The following is a 26,747-nucleotide window of genomic DNA, read 5'->3' as shown; positions in this document are numbered from 1 at the left end:
TTTACTAATTAATAAAAAATATGGGCGATTAGCTCAGCTGGTAGAGTATCTCGTTTACACCGAGAGTGTCGGCGGTTCGAGTCCGTCATCGCCCACCAGTCAAAAGTTTTTAGTATTTCAACGATCAAACAATGAATGAAGCTATAAACTCAAGTTTTTCAGTTTTAAATGTTACAATAGTGAAACCTATCAAGAAAAACAATATCTTTGTGAAATGGCATTTCTAACTAAGTATATATTAGTTAATAATTTAATGCCATTGCTAGAAAATTACAAAGTAATTGACGAAATAATCCAGTATAAAAGTACTAAATTTTAGCATTTTTTAGTACTTTTTCTAAATTCCTGGGTTCTTTATAGTTATAGTTTTTTATTGTGTAAATCAGGAAACACGTTCAGTTTCATACAATAGACCTCTTCAGAAATTCTACTGCTAGAGGTAATTTGTACGTCGATCCTTACCACACATACTAGTATGTATGCTTCGGTTCAAAGTGAAGTGTCTCTTTCAAATTCCTCTCTAAATCCTTATTTCTGAAGAAGTCTAATAAAGTTTACGTTAATTCGTTGACAAGAAACGAGAAGAGATTGATATAGCTAGGGTTAAATAAAAATGGTGTGCTATTAATTTGTCATCCCGTGGTTTGACCACGGCATCCAAAACTTTTTAAGGTTTTCTGGATACCGGGAACAAGTCCCGGTATGACAGTTTATATCTTTTTATCTTGCTTTAGCCATAGTTACGTATTAATATTATACACTACTTGGCTGATTGTTTTTTGGAACCTGCGGTCAAGCGAACTAGAATGATATGGGTGGAATCGATCTGCGTAATAATGCTATATCGTGGTCAACAAGCCATGGTATGACACTTAATAAATTTCCTGATCCATACGAGTTTTTAGAATCTTTCATATACAGCATAATTCATAAAGCTTGATAGAAATTTATCTTGTCGGAACCTTTCTGAATTCTACTGTAATTCTTTTCTGCATTATTTATTACTTTTGCCGTTATTTTTACTAGATTTTCAAAAAAAATAGCAAAGTATAAATTGTACGAGGAAGTGGAAGTTAAAGCAGCTAATAAAGTAAAATGATAGTTGTTTAAATACAATGTAACCAAAAGCTATTAATCTATTTAAAGTTAAAAAATTATTTATTATTATAATTTTAACTTAATAAAAAATAACTTTTATGGAAGATATAGGCTCTGGGAAAAAAGTTTGAAATATACGTTTACGCTAAAAAATTACTTGATAAACTCGAAATTTACACACTAAAGTAAAAAATCCTATTGATATAGAGGAGGTTAAACAAGGCATTTACTACGCTTGTAAATATCACGGTTCTCAAATATGTCAATCAGGTGATCCTTATTACTCCCATCCGATTGAGGTGACGATTATGATTGCAGAGTTTGTAGCTGAAGAAGTTCCTAAGCTTTTGAGGTAGCAAAACATGTAGAATACCTAACTCGAATTAAACCTTACGGGGAAATTACTGCTGAAGAAAGCTTAAATCTATTAATTAAACAGCAAAGATATAATACGGCACTTATAAAATTTTTTGATAGAGTCCATAATATACAGACTTTAGGAGCTAAGTCACCTGAGAAAGCTAAAAAAATTATTGAAGAGACTTTAATAAATTTTGTAACTATAGCTGCATACTTTAAAATTCCAGTAATAAAAGAAGGGCTCTTATTTTGATGCTATCAGTATCTATATCCTAAAGATTATCAGCTGGAACGGTCACTAACGAAGTGTGAGGATAACTTTCAACCACTTTATCCAGCTTTTTAAAATATAATATTCCCCACGTAAAACCTATACTTACTAGAATTAATATAAACAATACTCCCTAATTATCAAAATATTTAACTAAAAAAACTAGTCCAAAAGAGGTAATAATATGCATTAAGGATTGTGATAAAGCAAATAACCAAAATATTAATAACTTAAATTTTATAAGAATTAATGGGTATATTTTATAGTATAGATAAGTTCATATTATATATGAACCTAAATTTACTATTGAGACAATAAAATTATTATGTATTATCTGTTCACTGGTGTAACCAAAGGTATTTTTTAATATATTACTACAATGTGAGTAGGTAAAATAAAAATGATACCAGGCCATGCAACATTCAATTAAAAAATAAGCCAAACAGGTTTTTTTATTGACCTTTTCTTGTAGCAGAAAATGGTTTTTTAATATTTATATCTCCTTTTTCAATAGCATCAGTTAAGCTTTCTTGAAGTTGGTGTTTTGCATATGCAAATACAGGAGTTTCCTATAAAGTAGTTCGTACAGTTAGTCCAATCACGGCAATAACTGTTCCCATCCAAAAGGCTATACGCCAACTAAAACTATAGCTGGTAGCTATAGATACTATACCGAGTGCTGCAACGCCTCCTACAGTAGATGCTGTGATAATCATAGCCACGCTTGAATATTGAGTAGGAGATTTTGTGATTTCGGTTAAGTAAATTTGAGTCCCCATAATCTCGCCCATTGATTAGATCCCTTGAGCAACTCTACATAATGTTATAACTATAGTAGCAGCTATACCTATTTCTGAGTAAGGAGCAAGAGTCGCTGTAATAGTAATTGCCATAATAGCTGTGGTGATAATAACAGTTACTTTTCTGCCTATATTGTCACCAATCCAACCAAATATTATATAGCCCCTACCGGTCTCAAAACGACAGTAGAACAAAATGCAAAAGCATTAAGAAGTGAATTAACAAAAGGATCATACTTAGGAAAAAATAAATCATTTAAAAGTATTACCATATGGACGTAAAGCATTAGGTCACAATACTCAAGAAATATACCAATAGATAAAATAGTCCTATTGCTTCTTTTTGCTTATGTGTTAAGCTTCTTTGTTCTTTCTCATAGCCGAGTATAATTTCTTTACAAAAGTTAAATTGTAAAAAAATTATACTGTTTTATATAAAAGTCAATAGGAAATTTTGCTAAGAAGTCTATTGATGATTTCCTATTTTACCTTATTAACCCTAAATCTTTTTTTTCAATTCTTTTTATATAATTATTTGGCGTACCTGTATTTTTATTAGAAATAGTATTATTAATTAATTGTTTCCCAATTCTATTTACTATATTTTCTGTACCGCTTAGTTCTAATTTCTTTTTTTACTGTATCGTTTTGTATTCCTTATGATCGTTAGTATTTGTATTTTCAACTGTTTTTGTTAACACGCTTTTATGAGTAGTTATTTGTTTCGGTTGTTTATAGAAAGGACTATGTGTCCTATCTATATCTTTTAGTATATCTACTATTATATTTTGTGATGTTATTTCTGCACTAAGCTGATTAAATCGCTGTTGTTTTTCTTGATCGGTAAATCTAAAGTAATTCTTATCTTGTAGTAATGCGTTTAATGCTACAGTTTGAATAGTGTGTTTATATCCTATCTCTGCTAATGCTTGTATATTTTTATAATTACCTATATCTGCTTTTTGTGTTTCTTGATTAATATTATGGTTTAGCTCCTTAATTAACTTTATCCTATCTTGGATCTGATTGACCGAATCTTTAGAACCTTTTAATGATTGTAATCCTATATTTATTGATGAAATTATTTGTGCTACATTATTACCGACTATAGCTGCTGATATCCCCGCCACGTTTACTATATTATTTATTACATTTGTTATAACCGATGCTATAAATAATGATTTAGTACCTTTATTACTTTTGTCTTTCGTTTGTTGCTGCTCGTTATGTATATATAAATCATCTTTTAAAATATCTTTTAACTTGGGATCAATTTTTAGAAGAGCTTGTTGTTTACTCAAATCATCACGATGTTTTTCTAATAATTTATTTTCTTGTGTAAGAAGACGTATCTTGCGAGTATGTACTACATTCTATTATGGCTTTAGCTACTATAGATGTTGCCATGGCAGCAGCTGATACAAACATAAATGGAGCTGTGGCAGGTGCTATAGTTTCCAGCATAATACTACTTGCTATTAATCCGAGTACGCTAGCTGTGGTTTTATTAAAAAGAATCTTTCCTGTTACGTTGCTTATTTTCTTTATATTACCCCATTTTGAGGTCTTAATACTATTTATAATACTGGATGTTCTTGAGTTATTTTGTGCTTTATACTCACTTTTATAAATTAGTATTAGGGTGTTGTTCATGGGTTGTTAAGGCATGTGTGCCTCTACTCATTAATTGCTGTATCCGTTCTTGCTCTATTATATATAAATCATCTTTACTTTTTACTGTTTCTTGAGAAATTATACGTTCCAAGTTACGCCTTTGTATAATTTCTATATCTCATACTTCTAAATATTGGAGGTTGTTTTTTAGGTGCTGTATCTATATTATTAGATGATGCCTTTACAATATCTAAATCCTTTTCTAGTGAGTGTGGCATATTTCTTTTCTTTTTATAGGTCTTGCCATTCTATTCGCTCCATTTGTATGCCTTTAATTTGTTTTAGAGTGCATTATAGATAATTATTAAAATTTGTTAATAGTTATCTATAATTAAATTACTTAAAATGCAAATTTAAGGTAAATCTTTATCATGAATTAGTGTTAATAGAGCAAAGAGAGATAAATAATAACATAAACTAACTAAAAGTGATTGTATTATTAAAAAATTCATATTTTAATTAAAATACAAAGTTATTTATTAATCATTATGTCAAATACACCTAAGTTAGAAAATCACTATAATAAATTGTTACAAGATATTATGCTTAAAACATTAGAGCAGAATCAAATTGTAGAAACCTATTTAATTCAAGAAGATTTTAGTAGTACTTTAGATGAGCTGCAAAAAATAAACGCAAAGCTTGAAGAATATTGTAAGGTTTTTGCTCTGCTTGAAAGAATTAAAACCGAATTAGCTGAAGAAGATAAAGTATATAACTAATTTATATAAAAGGTGCAAGCCGCATTTCACCTTTTATATTTAATAATAATTTCCTATTTCAACTCCTAGTTTTTAAAAGGTGATATACCGAGGCTATACCCTATAATAATAGGAATTACTATCATCAACAATCCTAAATTATTAAAACGTTCTGTTAAATAAACAAGCCCAAAAGAACTAATTACATACATAGCTCTTGAATAAGCATATATAAAGCTAGCATAGGTAAATCGTTTTAAAACCGGAAAACTTTTATAAAATATTGGAATTGCCGGGGATTCACTTGGAGAAAAAGTCACTACAATTAGTGGAATTAAGAGAATTTGCTAACCTTGCATTATATTATCTAATATTAATGGACTAGATAGAAGAAAAGTTAAAAATATTACTAATTGCATTTATAGCATAAACACGTAAGTGCTAGTGCTACAAAAAATTCTACTATAGAAATTTGTATTAAAAAATAATCAATTGCAGTCTTCTTATTAACTTTTTCCTGCCATACAGGATTATTTGTTATCTTTGCTACATCAATTATATTACTATCTTTTATCGTTTCTTGTATTCTACACTTAGCATCAACAAAATTCGGTGTTTCTTGCAAAGTAGTCCTAGCAGCACTACCTATTAATGCAATTCCTGTACCTACCCAAAATGCAATACGCTCATTAAAGTCATAGGATGTAACTCAGGTTTCTACGCCAAGGGCCACAGTTAATCCTAAGCTAGCACACACCCCTACAAATGCTACAGCAGGAAAGCGTTTAAGAACTCCAACAGATTCCGTTAAATATAATTCTGCTCCTACTCTTGCTCCCATGGATGACATACCTTGCACTATACGGCATATTGTTACTATGCAGGCGGCACTAGCACCTACTGAGGCATAAGTAGGAAGATTAACCATAACGATGCAAGAAAATGACATTAAAATAGTGGTAATAATGACTGTGGATTTCCGACCTATATTATCAGCCAAATAATAAAGCTCCTAAGGGTCTAAAAATAAAAGTAGAACAAAAAGAAAAAACTGCAAGAAGTCGATTAACGTGAGTATCATATTGCGGAAAGAAAAGCTCATCAATTAGTACTCCATATGAACATATAGCATAAGATCAAAATATTCTCAAAAAGTACCTATAGATAGTAAGCCTATGCCTATAGCTCGTTTTTGTTCTTTGTTTAAACTTTTTTGTTTTTTTTCGTATCCCAACACAATTTTTTCTAAAAAGTTAATTTATAGAAAGGTTATATTGAGAAGATTTCAAGTCTATAAATTCAAGGCAAAAGTTACAATGTTTTATGATTATACTTATTTAAAACTTCTTTGACTAATGAAGTTGTTATTTTTCTTTTGGAAATTAAAGCAAAATAGTTAATATTGTCTAATATTTCTATAATTTTCGAATATTCCCTAGGCAAATTTACTAAAAGAAAATCTATTATTTGTCGGGATATTGTTATCGAAGAAATAGCAAAATGCTTAAATATTAGAATTTTGATTAATTCATCGTCAGGTGAGTTTAATAGAATACTAAGTACTGATTTAATACGTGAAGATAAATCGGGTAAAGTAAAATTTCTGCTTTTATCAGATGCGGTAAGTAAAAGATATTTTTGTTTTTCGTTAATAATATTAAATATATGAAGTAATGTCGGCTCTTGCCAGTTTTCAATATCTTCAATTATGAAAGCATTATATTTTTCTGAAATTTCTTCATTAAAAAAAATATCTTTAATAATATAGGCATTGCTTAAATTTTGCCATATTTTGGTTAAATAAGTTTTGCCTGACGAAGAAGGTCCTTTAATTAATAAAGTAAATTTATAAGGGTTAACGCCAAAGCCGCACTGCCAATTTTTTATAATATTATAAGCTTGATCGTTAGAACTAGAAACAATAAATTCATCAGGATGATATTTACTAGAAGTAGTAAAACGAAATATATATTGCTGCACTGTTATAAGAATTTTTTAGTCGTCTATTTGATAGAATTTGCTAGATTTATAAAATTTAATTAGATTCAAAAGTAAAATTTTTGTAATCCCTGCAATCGGTATAGCAAAAAATATTCCAATAATTCCAAATAAACTGCCGCAGGCAAAAATTGAGAATATAATCCAAAGAGGATGTAACCCTATTTTATCACCAATAATTTTAGGGGTAAAAATATAAGACTCGCAAATATTTCCAACTAGATAAATTATCATTATATATAGTAATTTAGTAGTTACACCAAACGTTAAATAGCCGATAATTAGAGTTAAAAGAAATGATATAAAAGTACCAAGGAAAGGAATAATAACTAAAAATCCTGTTAAAATGCCAAGTAAAAGAGCGAGATCAATACCTATTACAGTAAATGCAATACTATAATAAGTAGATAATAATAAGCAAATATTTAGCTGTCCTCTTATGTAAGCAGATAACAGATTATTAATTGCCGATAATATTTCAAGGATTTTCGGTCGGGTTTTTATAGGTAATAATGATTTCATGTTTGCAATAATTTTAGCCCAATCACGTAGGAAATAGAATAATATTATAGGTATAAGTAAAAATAAAACAAATATGTTAATAGTGATAATAGTATAACGCCAAAAATTATTAGCAATACTGCCAAGTATAGTAAATATACTATTTATAAAATTGCTTAAAGAATTTTTGATTTTATCAGCAATATCAGGCTCTATAGAATAAATTTTTACCATTATAGGCGGTAATATTTCTGCCTGTAAATAATTGTTATATTTTGGAATATTATTTATAAAAGTAAAAATTTGTCCATAAATTATCGGCACTAAAATAGTTAAGCTTAAGAAAAATATGCTCAAAAATATCAGATAAATTATGCTTGATGCAAATTTATTTGATATTTTAAATTTTGATGCGATAAAACCTATAGCAGGTTGTAATAAGTAAGATATTATAAATGCGATAAAAAATGGTTTTATTGCATCTGAAATTAGCATAAAACCGCTGATAAAAAGCCCTAAAAAAACTAGCCAAAATATAACGGTTCTATTCATTATTATTTGCCTCATTTTCTATACGAAGATCAACTTCAAAAAGAGCTAGGAGTTCACAAGGCGAAAGTCACAGCGTATACTTAATACGTGTCTTGTAAAACGACGATGCCAATTTTTGAAGTTGATTGAGCATTAAGGTTTTTTAACTACTTGTACGGTAGCAGGACGAAGTAGTCTATCTCTAATTTTATATCCTGATTGCATTAAAGTAATAATACTATTCGGTGCATGATCAGGATGTTCTATCTGTGCAATTGCATTATGTAAATTATAGTCAAACATTGATCCTATTTCCGGCTTTATTTCTTCAATATGATGTTTATGAAAGACTTTGTCTAGCTCGTCTTTAGTCATCTGAACGCCTGCAATAATATTTGTGACTTCTACATCAGAATTTGCCGGTTTATGTGCTAATGCTCTTGAAAGATTATCACTAACATTTAGTAGTTCTTTAGCAAATGTAGCAATTGCATAATCTTTTGCTTCGTCACGTGCTTTTTCTAAACGCTTTCTTGTATTGTCTATTTCAGCAGTAGTTCTTATTAGCTTATCTTTTAGCTCTTCAATCTCGGCTTTTAACGCTGTTACCTCCGGATTTGCTGTTTCAACTATCTCTTCAGCAATATCATTTATTGTTTGTTCATTATTTTCTATATTATCGTCTATCATATTATTTACTTTATATTTATTTCTTTTTTGAGGTATATATAGATATAATAAAAATTTTTTCAATGGTATACTCGTTTAATTTGAAAAATTGGTGTCGTTGTTTCGTATTTTTTTATCCTCACGTACTAGTATGTATGCTGCGGTCAAAAAATATGAAACGGCTTACTCTTTTCCAAATTAAACTTTACTATTTATTTTTATTTATGGAGTACAAATTGTATTATGAGACAGTCAGGAAGAAAAAGCAACCAATTACGTCCTATTTCATTAGAATTATCCCCGCTTATTAATGCGGAAGGTTCATGTCTTATTAAAATCGGTAATACACATGTCATGTGTAGTGCTACTTGTGAAACTACCGTACCGCCATTCTTGAGGGGACAAAATCAAGGCTGGATTACTGCCGAGTACGGTATGCTTCCCGGTTCTACATCACAGCGTATTAAAAGAGAAGCAGCACTTGGGCAACAAGGCGGAAGAACGCAAGAGATACAGCGTTTAATAGGTAGGGCGATGCGATGTGTAATTGATGTGAGGAAACTCGGCGAGAGGCAAATTATCATAGATTGTGATGTTATTAATGCTGACGGCGGTACTAGAACTGCAGCAATAACAGGGAGCTACGTAGCATTGCACCTAGCTATTAGGTCCTTGATGAAAAAGAGAGTTTTAAAAGTGAACCCGTTAATTAGTCAAATTGCAGCTATTTCTTGCGGTATATATAAAGGTGAGGTGATACTAGATTTGGATTATTTAGAAGATAGTGATGCGGACGTGGATAGTAATTTTGTGTTTGCAGGTAACGGTAATTTAATCGAAGTACAAGGCACGGCAGAGAAAAATCCTTTTTCCGAAGAGCAGTTTTTAGCAATGTTAAAACTTGCTAAAGGCGGAGCTGCGGAATTATTTAAACTACAAAATCAGGTACTGCTTGGGTCTTAGAAAGTTGCTAAGTGGATCAGTGTTCCCGTCATTGCAAAAAATGCTATATTTATAGCATTTTTTTATTATTGCTCTGGATTGCTGCATCGCTTTGCTCCTCGCAATGACGGTGCATGTATCCACGCAACCAATCTTCCACGAGAAGAACGTATTTATTAAGCGTATGGATTATCATGAAAAGCAATATGTTTACCTGATAATATAATTATCTTATCTCGATTGGTATTATTTATAAATACCTTATGATTAAGATCTGTTACTTTAACAGTACGATGTAGTCCTAAGATTAATTCCGCAACATTACCTAGGCTTTCAAACGTAACACGCTGATTAGCGCCAATTGTTATTTTATTGGGGGATATATTAATATTTGCTGTTCTACTTTCTTCGGTAAAAGTAATAGTTCTATATTTTGGATCGTTCATATTTCCCTCTTTGAATGAATTTTAAGTTATACAATCATTACTACAATATGCCATATACTACTTCAATTAAAAATTTTTTAACCTAGCTCTTTACTCAATTTATAATTGCTATTATAGTATATTTTTTAAATTTAAGCGGCTATGGTATTAAGATTATATTATTGTCTATTATGCCTTATTAGTAGAATTATCCTCTGATCAATATGAGCAGTTTGTAAGTAGTACTGTAGAATACGGTATTACCGATAATCAAAATATTGGAATACATTTTTTGTACAAAGAAGATAAATTTTTGAATGAAAAAAACATAAGCATGGATGCTTCTATTTACTATAAATTGAAGCTATTTGAAGATAAAGATTTTGTTATTGCGGCTCAGCCTAAAATTTTAATGAGTAAGAGTAAAAAACTTAAAGAAGATTTTTTAGGCGAGATATCTTTACTAATGGGAATGTCTAAAAATATCCGCCCTGTTATTATTTTTAATCAAAATATCTTTAGCTTTGGACATTCAATTAATATTGGTTCTCAGAAGATGTATTATAATTTTTCTATTTGTGAAGGGATTAAATTTAAAAACGGCATAATGCTTACAAGTTTTACAAAATACCATACTCGGAAAATTACGGCTATGTATATGATAGTTCAGTTTATGAGCAGTTAGGAATTGCAAAGATAATTAATTGTGGTAAAGAGAATAGAAACTTGTTAACTACTCAAATCGGTCATTTTTGGGATCGCAGTCTTTCAAATTAAGAAATATAAAATATCAGGTATAAATTTTTCAGCATGGTTAGATGTATAAATGAAAATATAATATTACAGATAATCAGAGATAAAAATTTATTAGGTAAAAACAAGCTAATAGTTTAAAAGCTATGATCGAAGAAGCAATTATCGATAATGAGATAATGATTGATATATTATATGAAAATAGAATATTGCTGCTAATAAGCAATATTTCTTATATTAAAATTTATAATTATTCTTATATATAAGCCTATGTAGTGAATGGTTAGTGTATATATGACGATGTTCATAGTAATACAATAACTGCTATAAATGATCTAAAAATATTGTTTAGTAATAATAATATTTTTAGATCTATAATGCTGATCAAGAAATATTTTTTTTATAAATTATTAGAAAAAAATTTCGCCTATTTAACTAGTATCAAAGCAAAATATGCTCTTGAATTTAAAGTCGGACCAATTATTGCTAAGAAATTAATTATACCAATAAAATAATAATATTTTTCGTCATGTTTATAGCCACATTGATTTATCTGCTGGTTTTATTTCATGTTGTTAATAATATAGGCTATTGTTTGCAAAATATTTTAAAATCTCTGTTATGTATAAGGGCAGTAAGAGAATCGCCTTCGGTAAGGGTTGTATGGATTGAAAAGCGTATTCGGTGTCATACCGTGGTTTGACTACGGTATCCAGAAAATAATTAAAAATACTAATATTATTATTTTTAACTAGATCCCGCGATCAAGTCGCGGGATGACAGAGGTGGAATCGCTTCACAAAACAAGTAGTACTAAAAATCATTCGGTGGAATCACAAATTTTTTACAATGAGGAGAAAGCTTTACCGGTTTATACAGTTTTAGTACCGTTATAGAATTAAGTAAGTTAAGGTCAATAATGAAAAATATTTCATTAATTAATTATCCAAAAGATAAGCTAGGCGTTAAAATTATTATCGAAGATGACGATTATCTAATGATTAAAGAAATAGTGTTATATAATTTACCGTCTTATTTTCATGTTATATCTGTTCTGAAAAGTCTACCAAGAACTAAAAGCCGAAAGCCCTTAATTATGCTCTAGAATATTTACGTGGCGAGTATCTAGTAGTATATGATGCTGAAGATAAACCTGAACAGCTACTTAAAGCTCTAGCAATGTTTAAAAACTTACCTCTAGAATATGCTTGTCTTCAAGTTAAGCTTAATTTTTATAATAAAAATGCGAATATTTTAACCTATTCTCAAAAATGTTTAATATAGAATATAGTTTATGGTTTGAATATATCTTGAAAGGATTAAGTTTGCTAAAACTTCCTACACCTCTTGGGGGTACTAGTAATCATTTTAAAACGGATATATTAAATAAGTTTGGCGGATGGGATTCTTATAATGTAACAGAAGATGCCGAGCTTGATATAAGAATTTACTCACAGAACTATAAAGTAGCTATTCGTGATTCCTATACTCTAGAAGAGGTTCCGAATAGTTTAGGTAATTGGCTAAATCAAAGATCACATTGGATTCAAGGCTTTTTGCAAACATTTTTGGTATTTAAAGCACAAAAAGATAAATGCCAAAAGTTTACTTTATTGCAAGTAATAACAATTTATGTGTTCCTTATCTACTTATAATTTTTGGAGTTTACCCTTTATAATATTTTTTATTGTTATAAATAAAAATTCTATAATTAATTATTTATGGCTTATTAATGGTATTTTTTCGCTTTTATATCTATATGGTATAGCTCTGTATATATTAAAAAATTCTTTAAAAAGCGGAAAAGTAAAATTTCAGGATATAGTAGCTTTGAGCTTATGGGCTAGTTATTTTATATTACATACTGTAGCTTCATATAAAGCAGTATTTGAAATAATTTTCTGTCCTTTGAATTTGAAATGGAGTAAAACTAAACACGGCACTAGTTTAGAGGATTTTGAGAAAGAATAGACCTCTAATAAAAAAAATTTATTCTTGCCCCTTGAACTAACAAAAATAAAATATATATAGTATGTACATTTAAAGATTTAATAATTGGAGGTTAAAATGTCTTTTAAACCATTACATGATAGAATTGCAATAAAGCCTATCGAACAAGAAGAAAAAACTAAAGGTGGAATTATTATTCCGGATACTGTAAAAGAAAAGCCGATGCAAGGTGAAATAGTAGCCGTAGGTAATGGTATTCGTAATCAAAAAGGCGAAATTCATCCTTTAGAGCTAAAAGTAGGCGATAAAGTTTTATACGGTAAATGGGCAGGCACCGAAATTGAAATTAAAGGCACAAAACTGATCGTTATGAAAGAAAGCGACGTATTTGGTATTATTAATTAATTAATTATTTGTTTTTAAGGAGAAATTAAATATGGCAACAAAACTTATTAAACACGGCTCAAAAGCTCGTGAGCAAATGTTAGAAGGCATTGATATACTTGCAGATGCAGTAAAAGTTACTTTAGGTCCAAAAGGCAGAAATGTACTTATAGAGCAATCATTCGGTTCACCGAAAATTACAAAAGATGGTGTGACGGTTGCAAAATCGATCGAGTTAAAAGATAAAATTAGAAATGCGGGAGCTCAGCTATTAAAATCAGCTGCTACAAAAGCTGCAGAAGTAGCCGGTGATGGTACTACTACAGCTACGGTACTTGCTAGAGCTTTGGCTCGTGAGGGTAATAAGCTAGTAGCTGCCGGTTATAATCCTATGGATTTAAAGCGTGGTATGGATTTAGCGGTAAACGCAGTAGTAGAAGAAATTAAAAAATCCAGTAAAAAAATCAATAGCCAAGAGGAAATCGCACAAGTCGGTACTATCTCTTCAAACGGTGATAAGGAAATCGGTGAGAAAATTGCTAAGGCAATGGAGGAAGTCGGTAAAGAAGGCGTGATAACTGTTGAAGAAGCAAAGAATTTTAGCTTCGATGTTGAAGTAGTTAAAGGTATGATGTTTGATAGAGGTTATCTATCACCGTATTTTGTAACAAATTCCGAGAAAATGGTTGCTGAGCTTGAAAATCCTTTCATCTTACTATTTGAGAAAAAATTATCAAATTTACAACCGATGTTACCTATACTTGAGGCTGTAGTACAATCACAACGTCCGCTATTAATTATTGCTGAGGATGTTGAGGGCGAAGCTCTTGCAACGCTTGTAGTCAATAGATTACGTGGTGGTTTAAAAGTTGCGGCAGTAAAAGCTCCCGGTTTTGGCGATAGAAGAAAAGCAATGATGGAAGATATTGCTATCCTAACTAAAGGTGAGCTTATTACTGAAGATTTAGGTATGAAGCTTGAAAATGTGAGTATTAAGAGTCTAGGGACAGCAAAAAGAGTAACAATTTCTAAAGAAAATACTGTAATTGTTGACGGTAACGGTGATAAGAAAAATATTGAAGATAGAGTATTACAAATTAAATCTCAAATAGCTGAAACTACTTCTGATTATGATAAAGAAAAACTGCAAGAGCGTTTAGCTAAACTTTCTGGCGGTGTTGCTGTATTAAAGGTTGGCGGTGCTACGGAAGTTGAAGTAAAAGAGCGTAAAGATCGTGTTGAAGATGCACTTGCTGCTACAAGAGCAGCAGTTGAGGAAGGAGTTGTTGCTGGTGGCGGTGTAACATTACTTCATGCATTACAACCTTTAACAAAGCTTAAAGTAGAGAATAAGGATCAACAAGCAGGTATTGAAATAGTAATAGAAGCTTTAAAGGATCCGTTAAAACAGATTGTTGAAAATGCCGGTGAAAACGGTGGCGTAGTAGTTGGTAAATTACTAGAATATAAGGATAAAAATTATGGCTTTAATGCTCAAGATATGCAATATGTCGATATGATTAAAGCAGGAATTATTGATCCGGCTAAAGTAGTGCGTACTGCACTTCAAGATGCTGCTTCCGTTGCTTCGTTAATTATTACCACGGAAACTTTAATTGTTGATGAACCTTCTGATAAGGCAGAGCCAATGCCAATGCGTGGCGGTATGGGCGGTATGGGCGGTATGGATTTCTAAGTCTATATCTTCTTATAAGATAGGTTATGCAATAGAGCTAATAAACCCGTTTTGTTGTATTGCTCGTTCCCCTCATTGTAAGGAGGCATTGTTGCGTGGACCGCAAAACCTGTTCAATGTCATATCATGGCTTAACCATGGTATCCAGAAAAAATACTAATAATATTAGCATTTTAAACTGGATCTTGCTACAAGCTTGCAGGATGACAATTGAGAAACTAGTCCACGCAGGCAATGCCTGCTCCGCAATGACGATTTTAACAACGTGCTGTACAACACATTATTAAAAGTCGCAGTAGGACACAACTGATTTATGCAACAAATGGGTTTTAAAGCGGTTCTTTGCTTAATTTGAAAATAAACTCTTTAATCACACTCTTCCTAAAAAAATAAAGTATAGAATTTCTTGTAATTATTTCAATAAATGACTGCAAATATTTTTTAATTAATTATAATAGCTCAACCTTTGGTATTTATCCTATGAGACTGTTAACAAAATAATTTTAAAGCTCATTAAATTCTTTTTAACTATAAATTATAAGGTTTTTTTGCAATAGGGATATTTATTACTGTAAAAATCTCTTTAATTATCAATTAAAGTTATTTTGTTAACAGCCTTATATAGGATGATCAAAAGGTTTTAAGCGGTTTTACGCTTTAATTATTAAGAATAGATTTCTTGTTGTAGTTATAGGCAAGGTTAATCTATATTCGTTTAATTTAAAAAATTAGTAATAACAGTTTCTAGCTTTTGGTTGGTTAAACTATGCTAACTAAAATTAGTAAGGTTTTAGAAAATGACTATTCTTATTTTAAAAAAATCTTATAATTTATACAGTTAAGAAAGACTAAAATAAGATAATTTAAATTTTATATATAAAACTTAAAAAATTAGGTTCTAAAAGCAATCTAAAGGATAAAAGATAAAATAATAGGGTAGGGTAGTGCGAAGCTCACCACAAGCTTAATTTTTCTTATTAATATCAACTAAAGCTGGGTTTTCTTAATATTTACTAAAAATAGCAAATTAATTAGAAATATTAATAGAACTTCATTAAGTTTATTGCTTTAATTGGTGTTTAGTTATTCGTAAGTATAACTATTAACTGAATTAGTATAAATTATAAAGAGGGATATCTTCTTAGCGCTGGAAAAGAAGATGAGAGAGATTCTGTTAATTATACTAATGCAGAAATGTGATAATTTTTATCTGACAAAACATTTGATTGGAGAGATAGAAGCAAGTACCATCATGTTCATAAAGTAAAAGTCGGTGACAAGCTTGATGTACATTGAGATTATACCATGGCACATAAAACACGTGGTTATTATACATATGCGATCACTGATCATCCTAATGATTTTTCTCAAAGACTAACTTTTAGTGAGCTTAAGACATTTTTTGAAAATATAAGCCAAGACAAACCATTTTGGAGCCATCCATTACCTGCTTCTACTGATCACTCAATACTTCTGCTGGAAAGAGAAGCACGATTTTGCGTTCTTTTAGAGAGATGGATAGTCGCTGACCGGCATGGCATTTCATCAATCATGGGTTCTTGAATATGAAGCAAGTTTAGGCGGTGAAGGGCTTGGACATGGACACCATCATCACGATGCTTAATTAAGCTTTAAAAACTTAGTAGCGAGTGGTTATGCGCTAAGCGACTCAAAGCTTTGTTGTGCGGGTACCCAAGTCGTCATTGCAAGGAAAAATTAAAAATTTTGACAAAGCAATCTCGGACCAAAATCTTGAGATTGCCACGCTCCTTTCAGTTGCTCGTAGCAACAATGCTTAAATTCTTGTGTTACTCTCTACTTAAAACTTTGAGGCCTTCCTTTAAGCCGTCTTTTATAAATGAAATTTTAGCTTGTTTGCCGTCTGCGGTAATTAGTTCTATATAATTATCGTTTGATAAAATCATGTCTAGATCGTCTTTTGTAATAATAGCTAAAGCCTGACAGCCGTTTATTGTACAATTTACGTATTTTCCGGCTGCTATTCGTTTGTCACCGCTATTAATAACTGTACCTGCCGGAATTTGAACATTGGACGGGACTATTTCTATTATTTTTAATTCCTGTTTTTCTTGTTCCCCATTGAAATAACCTATGTGATAAATGGCTAATATTTCCTTTTCTTTATCTTTCTCTAGATTATTAATTTGTTGTGATAAGAAGCAAAGTTGTTTTTTCTTATTATTAAGAGTACAATTTAAAGTCCAAGCTCCATACTTTTTTGGTGCTGTTGATGCGTTGACGTTTTCTATGCTATACAAAACAAAAGTGCCGGTTATTATAAATAATCCACTAAAAATAAAAGCAATTTTTTTTATACAATCTTTCATATAATTTTTAACCTTTTTAAAATATTTTCTTTTCCTAAAATTTCTGCAATCTCAAATACGCTAGGTGATGCAGTCATACCTGTTATTAAAGCTCTTACCGGTTTCATAATGTCATTCAGCTTTAAGTCGTTTGCTGCTGCTATTTCTTTAAATTTATTCTGTACGGATTCCTTATCAAACTGCTCAAGTTCGCTTAAGTTTTCTATAATTTGTTTGATTAAATTCTTATCGCAATTTTCTATAATTTCTTTTGAATCTTGGCTGTAGATGATAGGCGAATCTACTAGATAAATTTGAGCAAGGTGTGTTAGTTCTAGTAATGTTTCACTTCTAACTAACAAGCTTGGCATTGCTTGTTTGATATAGCCTATTTCCTGCTCACTAACCTTAAACTTTTGCGGCAACTCTACTGCTAGGGGTAATTTGTACGTCAATTTGGTACTCGCATCCTCACGTATGTCTATATACGCTGTGGTACTGCGTTCCGTGTTTCCTCCAAATTCCTCCCTATAAGCGCGCTTCCGAAGAAGTTTATTATAATTTTGTTCCAATATCTCTACAGTTTTTGAAGTTAAGCTATCATTGTCAAGCATTCTTAAGTAATGAGCATTAAGGCTATTCATCTTAGCAAAATCAAGCTTAGCAGGTGATTTACCGAGTGAATCAAGATTAAACCAGTCTATAGCCTGAGTCATTGAGATAATTTCATCATCGCCGTGACTCCATCCAAGACGCAGTAAATAATTGCACAAACTTTCCGGTAAATACCCCATATCCTTATAAGTTTCAATGCCTAATGCTCCATGCCTTTTGGATAATTTTGCTCCGTCTGCTCCATGAATTAACGGTATATGAGTCATGCTCGGTACTGCATATCCGAAAGCCTGATAAATAGCGAGTTGCCTTGCTGCATTGGTTAAATGATCGTTACCTCTAATAATATGAGTTATACCCATATCATGATCGTCTACTACAACGGCTAGCATGTAAGTAGCAGTGCCGTCTGCTCTTAATAGTACCATATCGTCTATATGAGAGTTTTCAATTACTACCTCACCTTGTAGAGTGTCATGAATTGTTATGCTACCCTCTCTTGGAGTTTTGAGACGTATTACTGGCTTAATATCAGTAGGATAGATAGATGGATCTTTGTCACGCCACTCGCTATTAAAAATAAAATGCTGTTTATTTTCTAAAGCTTGTTGTCGCTGTCTTTCTATTTCTTCTTGGCGAGTAAAACAATAATATGCTTTACCGTTTTGCAGTAATTTTAGTGCAGCTTCTTTGTAAAGATTATTACGTTTAGACTGGAATATAACCTCACCGTTCCAATCAAGCCCTAGCCATTTTAGACCTGAGAATATAGCTTCTACCGCTTCTTTAGTTGATCTTTCTTTATCAGTGTCTTCAATGCGAAGCAAGAACTTACCGTTATGATGCCTTGCGAACAAATAATTAAAAAGGGCGGTTCTTGCCGAACCTATATGTAAAAACCCCGTCGGTGACGGAGCAAATCTAGTAATTACATTATTATTCATTTATTATCTTTTTTAAATATATACTAAGAACTGTGTCATACCGTGGCTTGCCACGGTATCCAGAAAACAATTAAACATACTAACATTATTAGTATGTTTAACTGGATCCCGCGATCAAGTTGGCTGTGTTGTATGGATCAGTTTTTGCGTCATTGCGAGGAAAGTGCATAGCAATTGACGAAGCAATCTAGTAAAAAATGCTAAAAGTTAGCATTTTTTTATTATTTTTCTGGATTATCACGCTCCTTACAGTCGCTTGCAATGACGATTCGGTATTCATGCAACAAGGCTGATCAAGTTAGCTAGGATAACACATACTCTTTCTCCCCAAACACATAAAATAATTTACATCTATATCATCGCTTAATTTCCACTCATTTTTAGCCAGATCATATACCAAGCCTTTCAGCTCTTTAATTTCAATTTTGGTATCCGTAAGCATTTCGTAAATTTCCAACGGTTTTAGGAATTTGCTATAATCATGAGTGTTTTTTGGTACCCAACCTAAAATATATTCGGCAACTATTATTCCAAGCATATAAGCTTTTTTAGTACGGTTAATCGTAGAAATTATTGCCATACCGTTTGGCTTAATATGCTTCACCAAATTTAGTATAAATTGCTGTACGTTTTCTACGTGTTCAATAACCTCAAGACAAATTACCACATCATATAGCTTGTCACTTGCTAATTCTTCTATAGTAGATTGTAAATAATTTATCTTTACGCCGTTTTCCTTAGCATAAGCAGTTGCCGTTTCAATATTACTTTGCAGTGCATCAATGGCTGTAACGTTAAAACCTTGAGCCGCTAAAGGCGTTGCAATTAACCCTCCACCGCAACCGACGTCTAATATTTCTAATTTAGAAATATCGTTAGACATCTTTTCAAACTCTACTTCTAGAGGTAATTTATACGTCGATCCGATACTCGCATCCTCACGTACCAAAGCGTACGCTGCGGTGCTGTGCTGCATGTTTCCTACAAATTCCTCTCTATAAGCGAGTTTGGAAAGGTGTCTATTGTAATGCGTAGTTATTTTCTCTATTATATATTCAAGGCGAATAGGGTTTATTCGGTGTAAGGTACCGAATTCTCCGTCCTTATTCCACCAATTATGAGAAATTTTCTCAAATTTTTCTAATTCTTTTTTATCGATTGAAGACATAGTCTATGATTCTTTCCAATGTTATCCCATGGCTTAACCACGGACTCCATAAGTACAGCCTAAGAACTTTAGTGGATCCCGTGGTCAAGGCACGGGATAACAAGAGGCCATACAACAAACATATATAATATACTCAGATGACTTTAATAATACTAGCCTTAATTTTAATTAGCTGCATATTTGCCCCACTTGGCTGCATTGCCCTATGGAAGAGATATATTTATTTCGGTGACGGGCTTGCTCATAGTAGTTTTTTAGTGGCTAGTATAAGTATTATAGCACATGTTCCATTAATATATTCAGGCATAATAGTTGCAATTCTTTTTTCGTTTTTTGTGTTTATTTTTAAAAATAATTCTGAAAAAAACGCAGTTATTAATTTGATTTCTAGCTTTATGCTAGCTGTTGCTTTAGTTATTAATTATTTTACTTCTTTGCAGAATAATATAGTGAATTTGTTGTTTGGGGATATTTTATCCGTATCTTTTAATGATTTGATGATACTTGCAATAGTGCTCATAACTATTATAGGCTTTATAGTATATTTTTATAATCAAATTCTTCTTATCATTATCAATAGAGATATTGCCGTCATAAAAGGCTTAAAGGTTAATATTATTGAGCTAATATTTTTACTTCTTCTCTCATTATCGGTATTTTCTGCTATAAAGATTGTCGGAGTACTTATGGTAACTGCTATTTTACTTATTCCTGCAATGATTGCACGGTTTGTAGCATATAGTCCCTCCCAGATGATTATAATATCAATTCTTATATCTTTATTTATTAATTTTTGTGCTGCATTTAGCTCTTTCTACTTTGATTTACCTTTAACTCCATTGTTTATTATATTAGGTACGTTTATTTATGGTTTGTTGTATTTAAAGCGATTATTATGAACCAAAATGCGTTTACTGAATATGTCCAAGAATTATTAGAACCATATGGTTCAGTAGTCGTTCGTGTAATGTTTGGTGGATATGGTATATATAAGGGTGGTGTTATGATAGGAATTATTAAGAGCAATGAATTACATTTAAGTCAGACCTAAGCACTTATGAATATTTTCAATCTTTCGGTTCTGAGTCATTTGTATATCAAAGTAAAGGTAAACTTGTAACTCTATAATATTGGAAGGTGTTACCTGAAATTATGGAGGATCAAGAGTTATTAGGTAAGTGGTTTAAATTAGTTTTGAATGTTGCTATTATAGTCAAAAGAAAAAATAAATGTCGTCCTGTGGTTTGACCAGCGTTGTTGTGTGTGGAATTTTTTTCCGTCATTGCGAGAAGACGTCATAGGCGTCGACAAAAAAATCTCAGGCACGATTCCTGAGATTGCCACGCTCCTTGCAGTCGCTCGCAATGACGTTAAATCTATCCACGTTTTTCATAATCTCAAGATAATCAATTTTGCCGTTTGTAAGTAGAGGTATTTCTGAATCGGTAATAATTACTTTCGGTAAATGTAGTAAAGGAATTTGAGCTTTAGATACAGCATCTGCAAAGTTCTCTCTATTTATATTGGAACCGGTAGTAAGTAAAATAATCTCGTCTGCGTGCGTTTTATCGGGAATAGAAATAGCAGCGTGCAAGGAATCAGGATCAATTTCGCTTGCAAGTTCTTCAATTTTTGTAAGAGATATCATTTCCCCTGCTATTTTAGCAAAGTGTTTTAAACGTCCTAGAGTTGTTATATATCCTTCAGAATCAATTTTGACTATATCGCCTGTGTCGTACCATTCTTTATAAGTACGGTGACCTTCTAAGTCTAAGTAACCAAGCATTATGTTAGGACCCTTAATGAATAAACGTCCTCCTTCATTTATTCCCTCTACTTTCTCAAGCTTATAATCAATTTTCGGTAATAATCTTCCTACCGTGCCTGCTTTATTATGCATAGGGGTATTGCAAGCTATAATAGGTGAGGCTTCTGTAATCCCATATCCTTCAAAAATACGTATGCCATACTTATTAAGCCAAAATTGTCGTGTAGATTCTTTTAATTTCTCGCTACCGGCAAATATATAGCGTAATGAGTAAAAATCATATGGGTGAGCGTAATTAGCATAACCGTTTAAAAAAGTATCGGTAGAAATTAATATAGTTGCTCCAATATCGTATATAACTTCAGGAATGCTACGATAATTTAGTGGAGAAGGATATAGAAACAGCTTAATACCGTTTAAAGTTGTAATAATTGCACCACTAAGACCAAAACAATGAAATAGCGGTAGCGCATTAAATACTATATCTTCAGGGCTAAAAGGTACTTTAGCAGTTATTTGATATCTATTAGTTTGTAAATTTCTGTGAGATAATAATACAGCTTTAGGTTCACCTTCAGTACCCGAAGTAAAAATTATCACTGCCGGTTTTTCGTCATCACGATTACGACAAAAATAATTGTAATAAGTTTGGGCACAATAACTTCCTATTTTTGCTTTTAGTTTTAGGGCTGTACCAATCTGATTTTTAAAATCTTCTAAATATATTATTTTAATACCGAAATCTAATAAGTTAGTTATTAATTCATGTAAATTTGCTTTCTCAATAAATTGTTTTGAAGTGTAAACTACTTTAATTTGTGCAAGTTTACAGGAGTTAATAACAGTACTTATGCTGCTGCTCCAATTAATTATAGCAGGAACATAACCGCTAGATTGCATAGCGTAAAAAGTAATTAACGTATTCGTGGTATTAGGCAACATTAAGCCTAAATTTCTGCCAAAGATATTATTCTTTTTGATTAAATCACCTAGGATAAAAGATTTTAATATTAAATCTCGATAAGTAACCGCATTATTTTCAAAATCATCAACTATTTTTTTCTTAAATCCATGAATTTTAGCAGCTTCTATAAGAGATGAGAATACAGTATTTTGATAGTCTGAACTTTCAAACATCATGTCAGCCATGATATCATAAAGAGTCCTAGATATATAACTGCGTCGTTCTTGATTGCTTGTAGCATCCATATTAGCGAATTTTACCGGCGGTAAAACGGTTATAGTAATTTTAGGAAATATTTTTCTTTTTAATATGTTTTTTAATTTTGATAAATGAGTAAATTGAGTACCGTCTATTCTAACCGGTAAGACGGTAGCACCGGCTTTATCGGCAATCATTCCCGGTCCTTCGTATATTTTCATTAAAGAGCCGGTAACGCTTATTCTACCTTCAGGGAAAATTGCTACTTTCTGATCCTTTTGTACCTCTTTTACTAAAGTCTTTATTGCCATTGGGTTACTTGGATCAACCGGCAAAGTTCTTGCCATACGTAAAAACGGTTTAATCCACCATATTTTTTGTATATCGGGACTAATTGCAAAAGTCATTTCTTCTCGTAAGTAAGTAGCAATTAGCGGCGGATCTAGATATGAAATATGGTTAGCGACCACTACTACTTTTTTACCTGCTTTTTGAAAATTTTCAAATCCTTTAACTTCAACCTTATACATAAGATCAAAACAGATTTGGAATATTCTTCGCAATAGCTTAAATGGAATAATTTTAACTTCAGGTATTAAACGGTAAATATGTATAGTAACGATTATATTAGCTAGGCTAATAAATAATATAATCCAGGGTATAGTGAAATTTAGGTAAAATAATAAAGATAGAATTATTGTGGATCCCACCATGAAAATGGAATTGATAAGATTGTTAACGGCAATAATTCGACTACGATGAGCAGGGTTTGCGTAATGCTGTAATATCGCAAAAAGCGGAACGATATATAATCCGCCTATCGCCGCTAAGAACAATAAATCTATAACTATGCGCCAATTATGTCTTTTCGATAAAAATACTAAAATACTTTTTAGCTGAGTAGGTTCGTAGTTAACGGAGCTAATTCTACTTGCAAAGAATAAATCAATACCGAAAATACTAATGCCTAGGGCTGAAATAAATAGATATTTAACGGTAATCTCATCTTCAAATATTTTGCTACATAAAAACGAACCGACCCCAACGCCAAGCGAGAAAACCGCTAAAAATAAATTAGCAACATTCTCATCAGCTTTAAAAGTTATCTTAGCAAGTAAAGGTATTTGAGAAATTATAGCAGCTCCGATAAACCAAAACCATGAAATACCAAGTATAGCTAAATATATCTGTTTTTTTGCTTTGGCATATTTAATCATATTTATGCTTTCATCTATAATATTAAAATTTATTTTAATATCACGATTTACGTTTTTAGATTTTGGGGAAAAAAGGCTTGTAATAAAGCCAAGAAAAGCTATGGTAATTAAGGAATAAATTATAAAATTATTGCTGATTGTATAATAGCTGCCGATTATAGTACCGATAAAAATACCGATAAAAGTTCCGGCTTCAACAAAGCCGTTAGCTCCAAGTAGTTCGTCTTTATTTAGGTGATCAGGTAATACGCTATATTTGATTGGACCGAAAAAAGTAGAATGCATACCCATTAAGCAAATAGAACAAAACAGGATTAACAGATTATTATGATGAAATCCGTAAATTGCAAAGGCAATTATACCGATTTCACAAATCTTAATAATTTTAATAAGATTTGCACGCTCGTATTTATCGGCAATTTGTCCTGCTATGCTTGCGAATATTATAAAAGGTAATACAAAAGTAGCATTAGCAATTAAAACAAGTAGATTATTATATTTACTTAAAGTTCCTGAAATACCATAAGTGATAAGGATTACCAGAGCATTTTTTAATATATTATCATTAAGACAACCGCATAACTGCACTATAAAATTCGGTAAAAATCGTCTATCTTTGAAAAGATATAATTTGTTTGTGTCCATGATATAAAATATTTTAAATGCCAATTTTATTGGGTGACTCTTATGTCATTCCCGTGAAAACAGGAATCCAGTGATTAAAAAATATAAATACAGTAAGCTTTTAAAACTAAAAACTCGATTTATCTCGCTTTACCCTGGATTCCCGCCTATGCGGGAATGACATAAGCGAGCTATGCAACAAAACCTAAACTCCCTAAATATTAGCAATTTATATTAATATGTCAAATGTGGTGCTTATTTACTTTCTGTTTCTAAGCATCTTGATTTTATTAATTCATCTATAAGAGAAATGTTTTCGTCCGTAGAATCAGTGTAATTTTTGACTATTGTTTGTAATGCAGATAAAGCTTGGCTTGTAGTATCTTTCGTTTTAACTTTCTTTCTTCTTTGTAAATTCTTTTTTAAGGCAGTTGATAAATTATCAAATTTAGCCGGTGATTTGGCTTTTTTCGGTACTTCTTTGATATAGTTGGTAGATGACATAAATAATTATCTTTTCACATTAGCATTATTATATTATATTATAGATATTTTGGAAAATAAAACTATAAATAATCTATGAATCAAAGTAATATAATCTCTCCTGAGTTATTGGATGCGAGAAGAAATATTGCAAGGCAAGGGGGCGGTGAAGCTAGGATCAACGCACAACATCAAAAAGGTAAGTTAACTGCACGAGAGCGCATAGAAGTATTATTAGATCCGAATAGCTTTACCGAAACAGGTATGTTTGTATCCCATAGATGCGATAATTTTGGGATGCAGGATAAAAAGTTTTTAGGTGACGGCGTTGTAACGGGACACGGTACGATAAACGGTAGGTTGGTATTTATTTATAGCCAAGATTTTACCGTACTAGGCGGTTCTCTCGGCGAATATCATGCTAAGAAAATCTGTGATATTATCGATCAAGCTATAGAAACCGGTGCTCCCGTAATCGGTATTAATGACTCAGGGGGAGCAAGAATTCAAGAAGGGGTTGATGCTCTAGCCGGATACGGTGAATTATTTCAGCGTAATGTTTTAGCGTCGGGTGTCATCCCTCAAATTACCCTAGTTATGGGCCCTTGTGCAGGTGGTGCGGTATATTCTCCTGCCTTAACCGATTTTATATTTATGGTTAAGAATAGTTCTTATATGTTCGTAACTGGTCCCGATGTAGTAAAAACCGTTACGGGTGAAGAAGTAAGCCAAGAAAAGCTCGGCGGTGCTAGGATGCATACCACTAAAAGCGGCGTTGCCGATCTTGCATTTAACAATGATATAGAAGCATTGCTTGAAATTCGTAAATTCTTTAATTTCCTTCCGTCATCCAATCGTAGTCCTCTTCCTGTTCGTTCGACTGTTGATCCTGCCGATAGAGTTGATATGTCTCTTAGCACGTTAATACCTAACACTCCTAATAAGCCTTATGATATGAAAGAGCTTGTTGAGCGTATCGTTGATGAGGGAGAATTTTTTGAACTACAACCTGATTTTGCTAAGAATATCATTATTGGCTTTGGTTATATGGAAGGTTATCCGGTAGGATTTGTGGCTAATCAGCCTTTGCATTTAGCAGGATGTTTAGATATAAACGCCTCAAGAAAAGCAGCAAGATTTGTTAGATTTTGTGATGCTTTCAATATTCCTATAGTAAGTCTTGTTGATGTGCCTGGATTTCTGCCTGGTACATCCCAAGAGCATGACGGTATTATTAAACACGGGGCTAAGCTGTTATACGCTTATGCGGAAGCTACAGTGCCGAAGATTACTGTAATTACCCGTAAGGCTTATGGAGGTGCTTATATAGTCATGAACTCCAAGCATCTTAGAGGTGATATAAACTATGCTTGGTTTAATTCGGAAATCGCTGTTATGGGGGCAGAGGGAGCAGCCGAGATAATATTTAAAGAAGAATGTAAAAATCCTGAAGCTAAAAAACAAAAAATCGATGAATATAGGAAAGTAGTAACTTCGCCTTTTGTTGCGGCATCTAGGGGATATTTGGATGATATTATAAGACCGCAAAATACCAGATGGCGAATATGTAAGGCGTTAAATTTCCTGCGTACTAAAAAAGTAGAACTGCCTTGGAAGAAGCATGATAATTTGCCGCTTTAGCTGTCATCCCGTGGCGTGACCACGGGATCTTAGAATACAGTCTGT

28 protein-coding genes, 1 tRNA gene and 2 pseudogenes are annotated in these 26,747 nt (G+C 31.9%); 14 read left to right on the top strand and 17 right to left on the bottom strand.

The genetic code is table 11. The features are described from left to right. The first annotated feature begins 22 nt into the window (after nt 1–22). A tRNA-Val gene (locus BG75_RS05335) sits at nt 23–98 on the top strand. A gap of 1,098 nt (nt 99–1,196) precedes the next feature. Further along, nucleotides 1,197–1,804, top strand: a pseudogene (locus BG75_RS10820) (guanosine polyphosphate pyrophosphohydrolase). Between the two features lie 494 nt (nt 1,805–2,298). Here the strand turns inward: BG75_RS10820 and BG75_RS10700 are convergent. From BG75_RS10700 to BG75_RS10060, 5 genes are all read right to left on the bottom strand, one after another. Next, a complete protein-coding gene (locus BG75_RS10700; protein ID WP_062811690.1) occupies nt 2,299–2,520 on the bottom strand; it encodes a hypothetical protein in 222 nt (73 codons plus the stop codon). A 3-nt stretch (nt 2,521–2,523) separates the two neighbouring features. Continuing rightward, nucleotides 2,524–2,724, bottom strand: coding sequence for a hypothetical protein (locus BG75_RS10695; protein WP_156468981.1), 201 nt, complete (start codon nt 2,722–2,724; stop codon nt 2,524–2,526). A gap of 440 nt (nt 2,725–3,164) precedes the next feature. Beyond that, a complete protein-coding gene (locus tag BG75_RS10070; protein WP_252903678.1) occupies nt 3,165–3,830 on the bottom strand; it encodes a hypothetical protein in 666 nt (221 codons plus the stop codon). A 25-nt stretch (nt 3,831–3,855) separates the two neighbouring features. Continuing rightward, nucleotides 3,856–4,182 carry a hypothetical protein gene (locus BG75_RS10065; RefSeq protein WP_196242464.1) on the bottom strand — a complete coding sequence of 109 codons (327 nt, stop codon included), beginning with the start codon at nt 4,180–4,182 and terminating at the stop codon, nt 3,856–3,858. Beyond that, nucleotides 4,154–4,294 (bottom strand): hypothetical protein, encoded by a 141-nt coding sequence (locus BG75_RS10060; protein WP_156468980.1) that lies wholly within the window; start codon nt 4,292–4,294, stop codon nt 4,154–4,156. The genes BG75_RS10065 and BG75_RS10060 overlap by 29 nt, the downstream gene beginning before the upstream one ends. A gap of 397 nt (nt 4,295–4,691) precedes the next feature. On the opposite strand from BG75_RS10060, the gene BG75_RS05310 reads away from it, so the two are divergent. Continuing rightward, on the top strand, nt 4,692–4,925 hold the full coding sequence (locus BG75_RS05310; protein WP_004997847.1) for a hypothetical protein: 234 nt from the start codon (nt 4,692–4,694) through the stop codon (nt 4,923–4,925). A 65-nt stretch (nt 4,926–4,990) separates the two neighbouring features. Here the strand turns inward: BG75_RS05310 and BG75_RS05305 are convergent, their stop codons facing one another. From BG75_RS05305 to grpE, 6 genes are all read right to left on the bottom strand, one after another. Further along, nucleotides 4,991–5,224 (bottom strand): hypothetical protein, encoded by a 234-nt coding sequence (locus tag BG75_RS05305; RefSeq protein ID WP_062811689.1) that lies wholly within the window; start codon nt 5,222–5,224, stop codon nt 4,991–4,993. An 89-nt stretch (nt 5,225–5,313) separates the two neighbouring features. After that, nucleotides 5,314–5,529 (bottom strand): MFS sugar transporter, encoded by a 216-nt coding sequence (locus BG75_RS05300; protein ID WP_252903677.1) that lies wholly within the window; start codon nt 5,527–5,529, stop codon nt 5,314–5,316. Between the two features lie 84 nt (nt 5,530–5,613). Beyond that, nucleotides 5,614–5,904, bottom strand: coding sequence for a hypothetical protein (locus BG75_RS05295; protein ID WP_062811688.1), 291 nt, complete (start codon nt 5,902–5,904; stop codon nt 5,614–5,616). A gap of 311 nt (nt 5,905–6,215) precedes the next feature. Further along, the gene (locus BG75_RS05290) at nt 6,216–6,884 is read right to left on the bottom strand and encodes an HdaA/DnaA family protein (protein ID WP_062811687.1); all 669 of its coding nucleotides are present in this window, start codon (nt 6,882–6,884) and stop codon (nt 6,216–6,218) included. Nucleotides 6,885–6,899: 15 nt separating this feature from the next. Next, nucleotides 6,900–7,955, bottom strand: a complete 1,056-nt coding sequence (locus tag BG75_RS05285; protein ID WP_062811686.1) for an AI-2E family transporter — start codon at nt 7,953–7,955, stop codon at nt 6,900–6,902. A gap of 132 nt (nt 7,956–8,087) precedes the next feature. Next, on the bottom strand, nt 8,088–8,624 hold the full coding sequence (gene grpE / locus BG75_RS05280; RefSeq protein WP_010977570.1) for a nucleotide exchange factor GrpE: 537 nt from the start codon (nt 8,622–8,624) through the stop codon (nt 8,088–8,090). A gap of 222 nt (nt 8,625–8,846) precedes the next feature. On the opposite strand from grpE, the gene rph reads away from it, so the two are divergent. Then, the gene (rph, locus tag BG75_RS05275) at nt 8,847–9,566 is read left to right on the top strand and encodes a ribonuclease PH (protein ID WP_012151123.1); all 720 of its coding nucleotides are present in this window, start codon (nt 8,847–8,849) and stop codon (nt 9,564–9,566) included. 155 nt (nt 9,567–9,721) lie between these two features. On the opposite strand, the gene BG75_RS05270 is transcribed toward rph, so the two are convergent. After that, entirely contained in the window at nt 9,722–9,991 is a 270-nt protein-coding gene (locus tag BG75_RS05270; protein ID WP_062811685.1) for a hypothetical protein, read from the bottom strand. A 271-nt stretch (nt 9,992–10,262) separates the two neighbouring features. Here BG75_RS05270 and BG75_RS05265 point away from each other — a divergent pair. The 7 genes and pseudogenes from BG75_RS05265 (at nt 10,263) to groL (ending at nt 14,753) form a co-directional block, all read left to right on the top strand. Next, nucleotides 10,263–10,747, top strand: a pseudogene (locus BG75_RS05265) (hypothetical protein). Nucleotides 10,748–11,067: 320 nt separating this feature from the next. Beyond that, nucleotides 11,068–11,238, top strand: a complete 171-nt coding sequence (locus BG75_RS10055) for a hypothetical protein (protein ID WP_252903675.1) — start codon at nt 11,068–11,070, stop codon at nt 11,236–11,238. A gap of 404 nt (nt 11,239–11,642) precedes the next feature. Beyond that, entirely contained in the window at nt 11,643–11,828 is a 186-nt protein-coding gene (locus BG75_RS10050) for a hypothetical protein (RefSeq protein WP_156468979.1), read from the top strand. A 166-nt stretch (nt 11,829–11,994) separates the two neighbouring features. Next, nucleotides 11,995–12,378, top strand: a complete 384-nt coding sequence (locus BG75_RS10045; RefSeq protein WP_410525720.1) for a glycosyltransferase family 2 protein — start codon at nt 11,995–11,997, stop codon at nt 12,376–12,378. Further along, nucleotides 12,356–12,694 carry a hypothetical protein gene (locus BG75_RS10040; protein WP_252903673.1) on the top strand — a complete coding sequence of 113 codons (339 nt, stop codon included), beginning with the start codon at nt 12,356–12,358 and terminating at the stop codon, nt 12,692–12,694. Before BG75_RS10045 ends, BG75_RS10040 begins: the two co-directional genes overlap by 23 nt. Nucleotides 12,695–12,790: 96 nt before the next feature. Next, nucleotides 12,791–13,078, top strand: coding sequence for a co-chaperone GroES (locus tag BG75_RS05245; protein WP_062811684.1), 288 nt, complete (start codon nt 12,791–12,793; stop codon nt 13,076–13,078). Between the two features lie 31 nt (nt 13,079–13,109). Then, complete coding sequence (groL, locus tag BG75_RS05240) at nt 13,110–14,753, top strand: chaperonin GroEL (RefSeq protein ID WP_062811683.1); 1,644 nt, start codon at nt 13,110–13,112, stop codon at nt 14,751–14,753. Nucleotides 14,754–16,561: 1,808 nt separating this feature from the next. Here groL and BG75_RS05230 read toward each other — a convergent pair. The 3 genes from BG75_RS05230 to ubiG form a co-directional block, all read right to left on the bottom strand. After that, the gene (locus BG75_RS05230; RefSeq protein ID WP_062811681.1) at nt 16,562–17,101 is read right to left on the bottom strand and encodes an invasion associated locus B family protein; all 540 of its coding nucleotides are present in this window, start codon (nt 17,099–17,101) and stop codon (nt 16,562–16,564) included. Then, nucleotides 17,098–18,639, bottom strand: a complete 1,542-nt coding sequence (gene gltX / locus BG75_RS05225; RefSeq protein WP_062811680.1) for a glutamate--tRNA ligase — start codon at nt 18,637–18,639, stop codon at nt 17,098–17,100. The genes BG75_RS05230 and gltX overlap by 4 nt, the downstream gene beginning before the upstream one ends. A 298-nt stretch (nt 18,640–18,937) precedes the next feature. Further along, entirely contained in the window at nt 18,938–19,807 is an 870-nt protein-coding gene (gene ubiG / locus BG75_RS05220) for a bifunctional 2-polyprenyl-6-hydroxyphenol methylase/3-demethylubiquinol 3-O-methyltransferase UbiG (RefSeq protein WP_062811679.1), read from the bottom strand. Nucleotides 19,808–19,944: 137 nt separating this feature from the next. Here ubiG and BG75_RS05215 point away from each other — a divergent pair, with 137 nt between their 5' ends. After that, nucleotides 19,945–20,706 (top strand): metal ABC transporter permease, encoded by a 762-nt coding sequence (locus BG75_RS05215; protein WP_004997884.1) that lies wholly within the window; start codon nt 19,945–19,947, stop codon nt 20,704–20,706. Next, nucleotides 20,703–20,858 (top strand): TfoX/Sxy family protein, encoded by a 156-nt coding sequence (locus tag BG75_RS05210; RefSeq protein ID WP_252903672.1) that lies wholly within the window; start codon nt 20,703–20,705, stop codon nt 20,856–20,858. Before BG75_RS05215 ends, BG75_RS05210 begins: the two co-directional genes overlap by 4 nt. Nucleotides 20,859–21,125: 267 nt before the next feature. Here BG75_RS05210 and BG75_RS05205 read toward each other — a convergent pair whose 3' ends face one another. Both BG75_RS05205 and BG75_RS05200 read right to left on the bottom strand, forming a co-directional pair. Continuing rightward, nucleotides 21,126–24,599 carry an acyl-[ACP]--phospholipid O-acyltransferase gene (locus BG75_RS05205; RefSeq protein ID WP_062811678.1) on the bottom strand — a complete coding sequence of 1,158 codons (3,474 nt, stop codon included), beginning with the start codon at nt 24,597–24,599 and terminating at the stop codon, nt 21,126–21,128. Nucleotides 24,600–24,833: 234 nt separating this feature from the next. After that, complete coding sequence (locus BG75_RS05200) at nt 24,834–25,082, bottom strand: hypothetical protein (RefSeq protein ID WP_062811677.1); 249 nt, start codon at nt 25,080–25,082, stop codon at nt 24,834–24,836. Nucleotides 25,083–25,157: 75 nt separating this feature from the next. Between BG75_RS05200 and BG75_RS05195 the strand changes: the two genes are divergently transcribed. Continuing rightward, the gene (locus BG75_RS05195) at nt 25,158–26,702 is read left to right on the top strand and encodes an acyl-CoA carboxylase subunit beta (protein WP_062811676.1); all 1,545 of its coding nucleotides are present in this window, start codon (nt 25,158–25,160) and stop codon (nt 26,700–26,702) included. The last annotated feature ends 45 nt before the right edge of the window (nt 26,703–26,747 follow it).

Origin of the sequence: Rickettsia endosymbiont of Proechinophthirus fluctus, assembly GCF_001602635.1 — a bacterium.
Classification (GTDB): domain Bacteria; phylum Pseudomonadota; class Alphaproteobacteria; order Rickettsiales; family Rickettsiaceae; genus Rickettsia; species Rickettsia rickettsii.
This window is presented reverse-complemented; position numbering and strand designations above follow the sequence as displayed.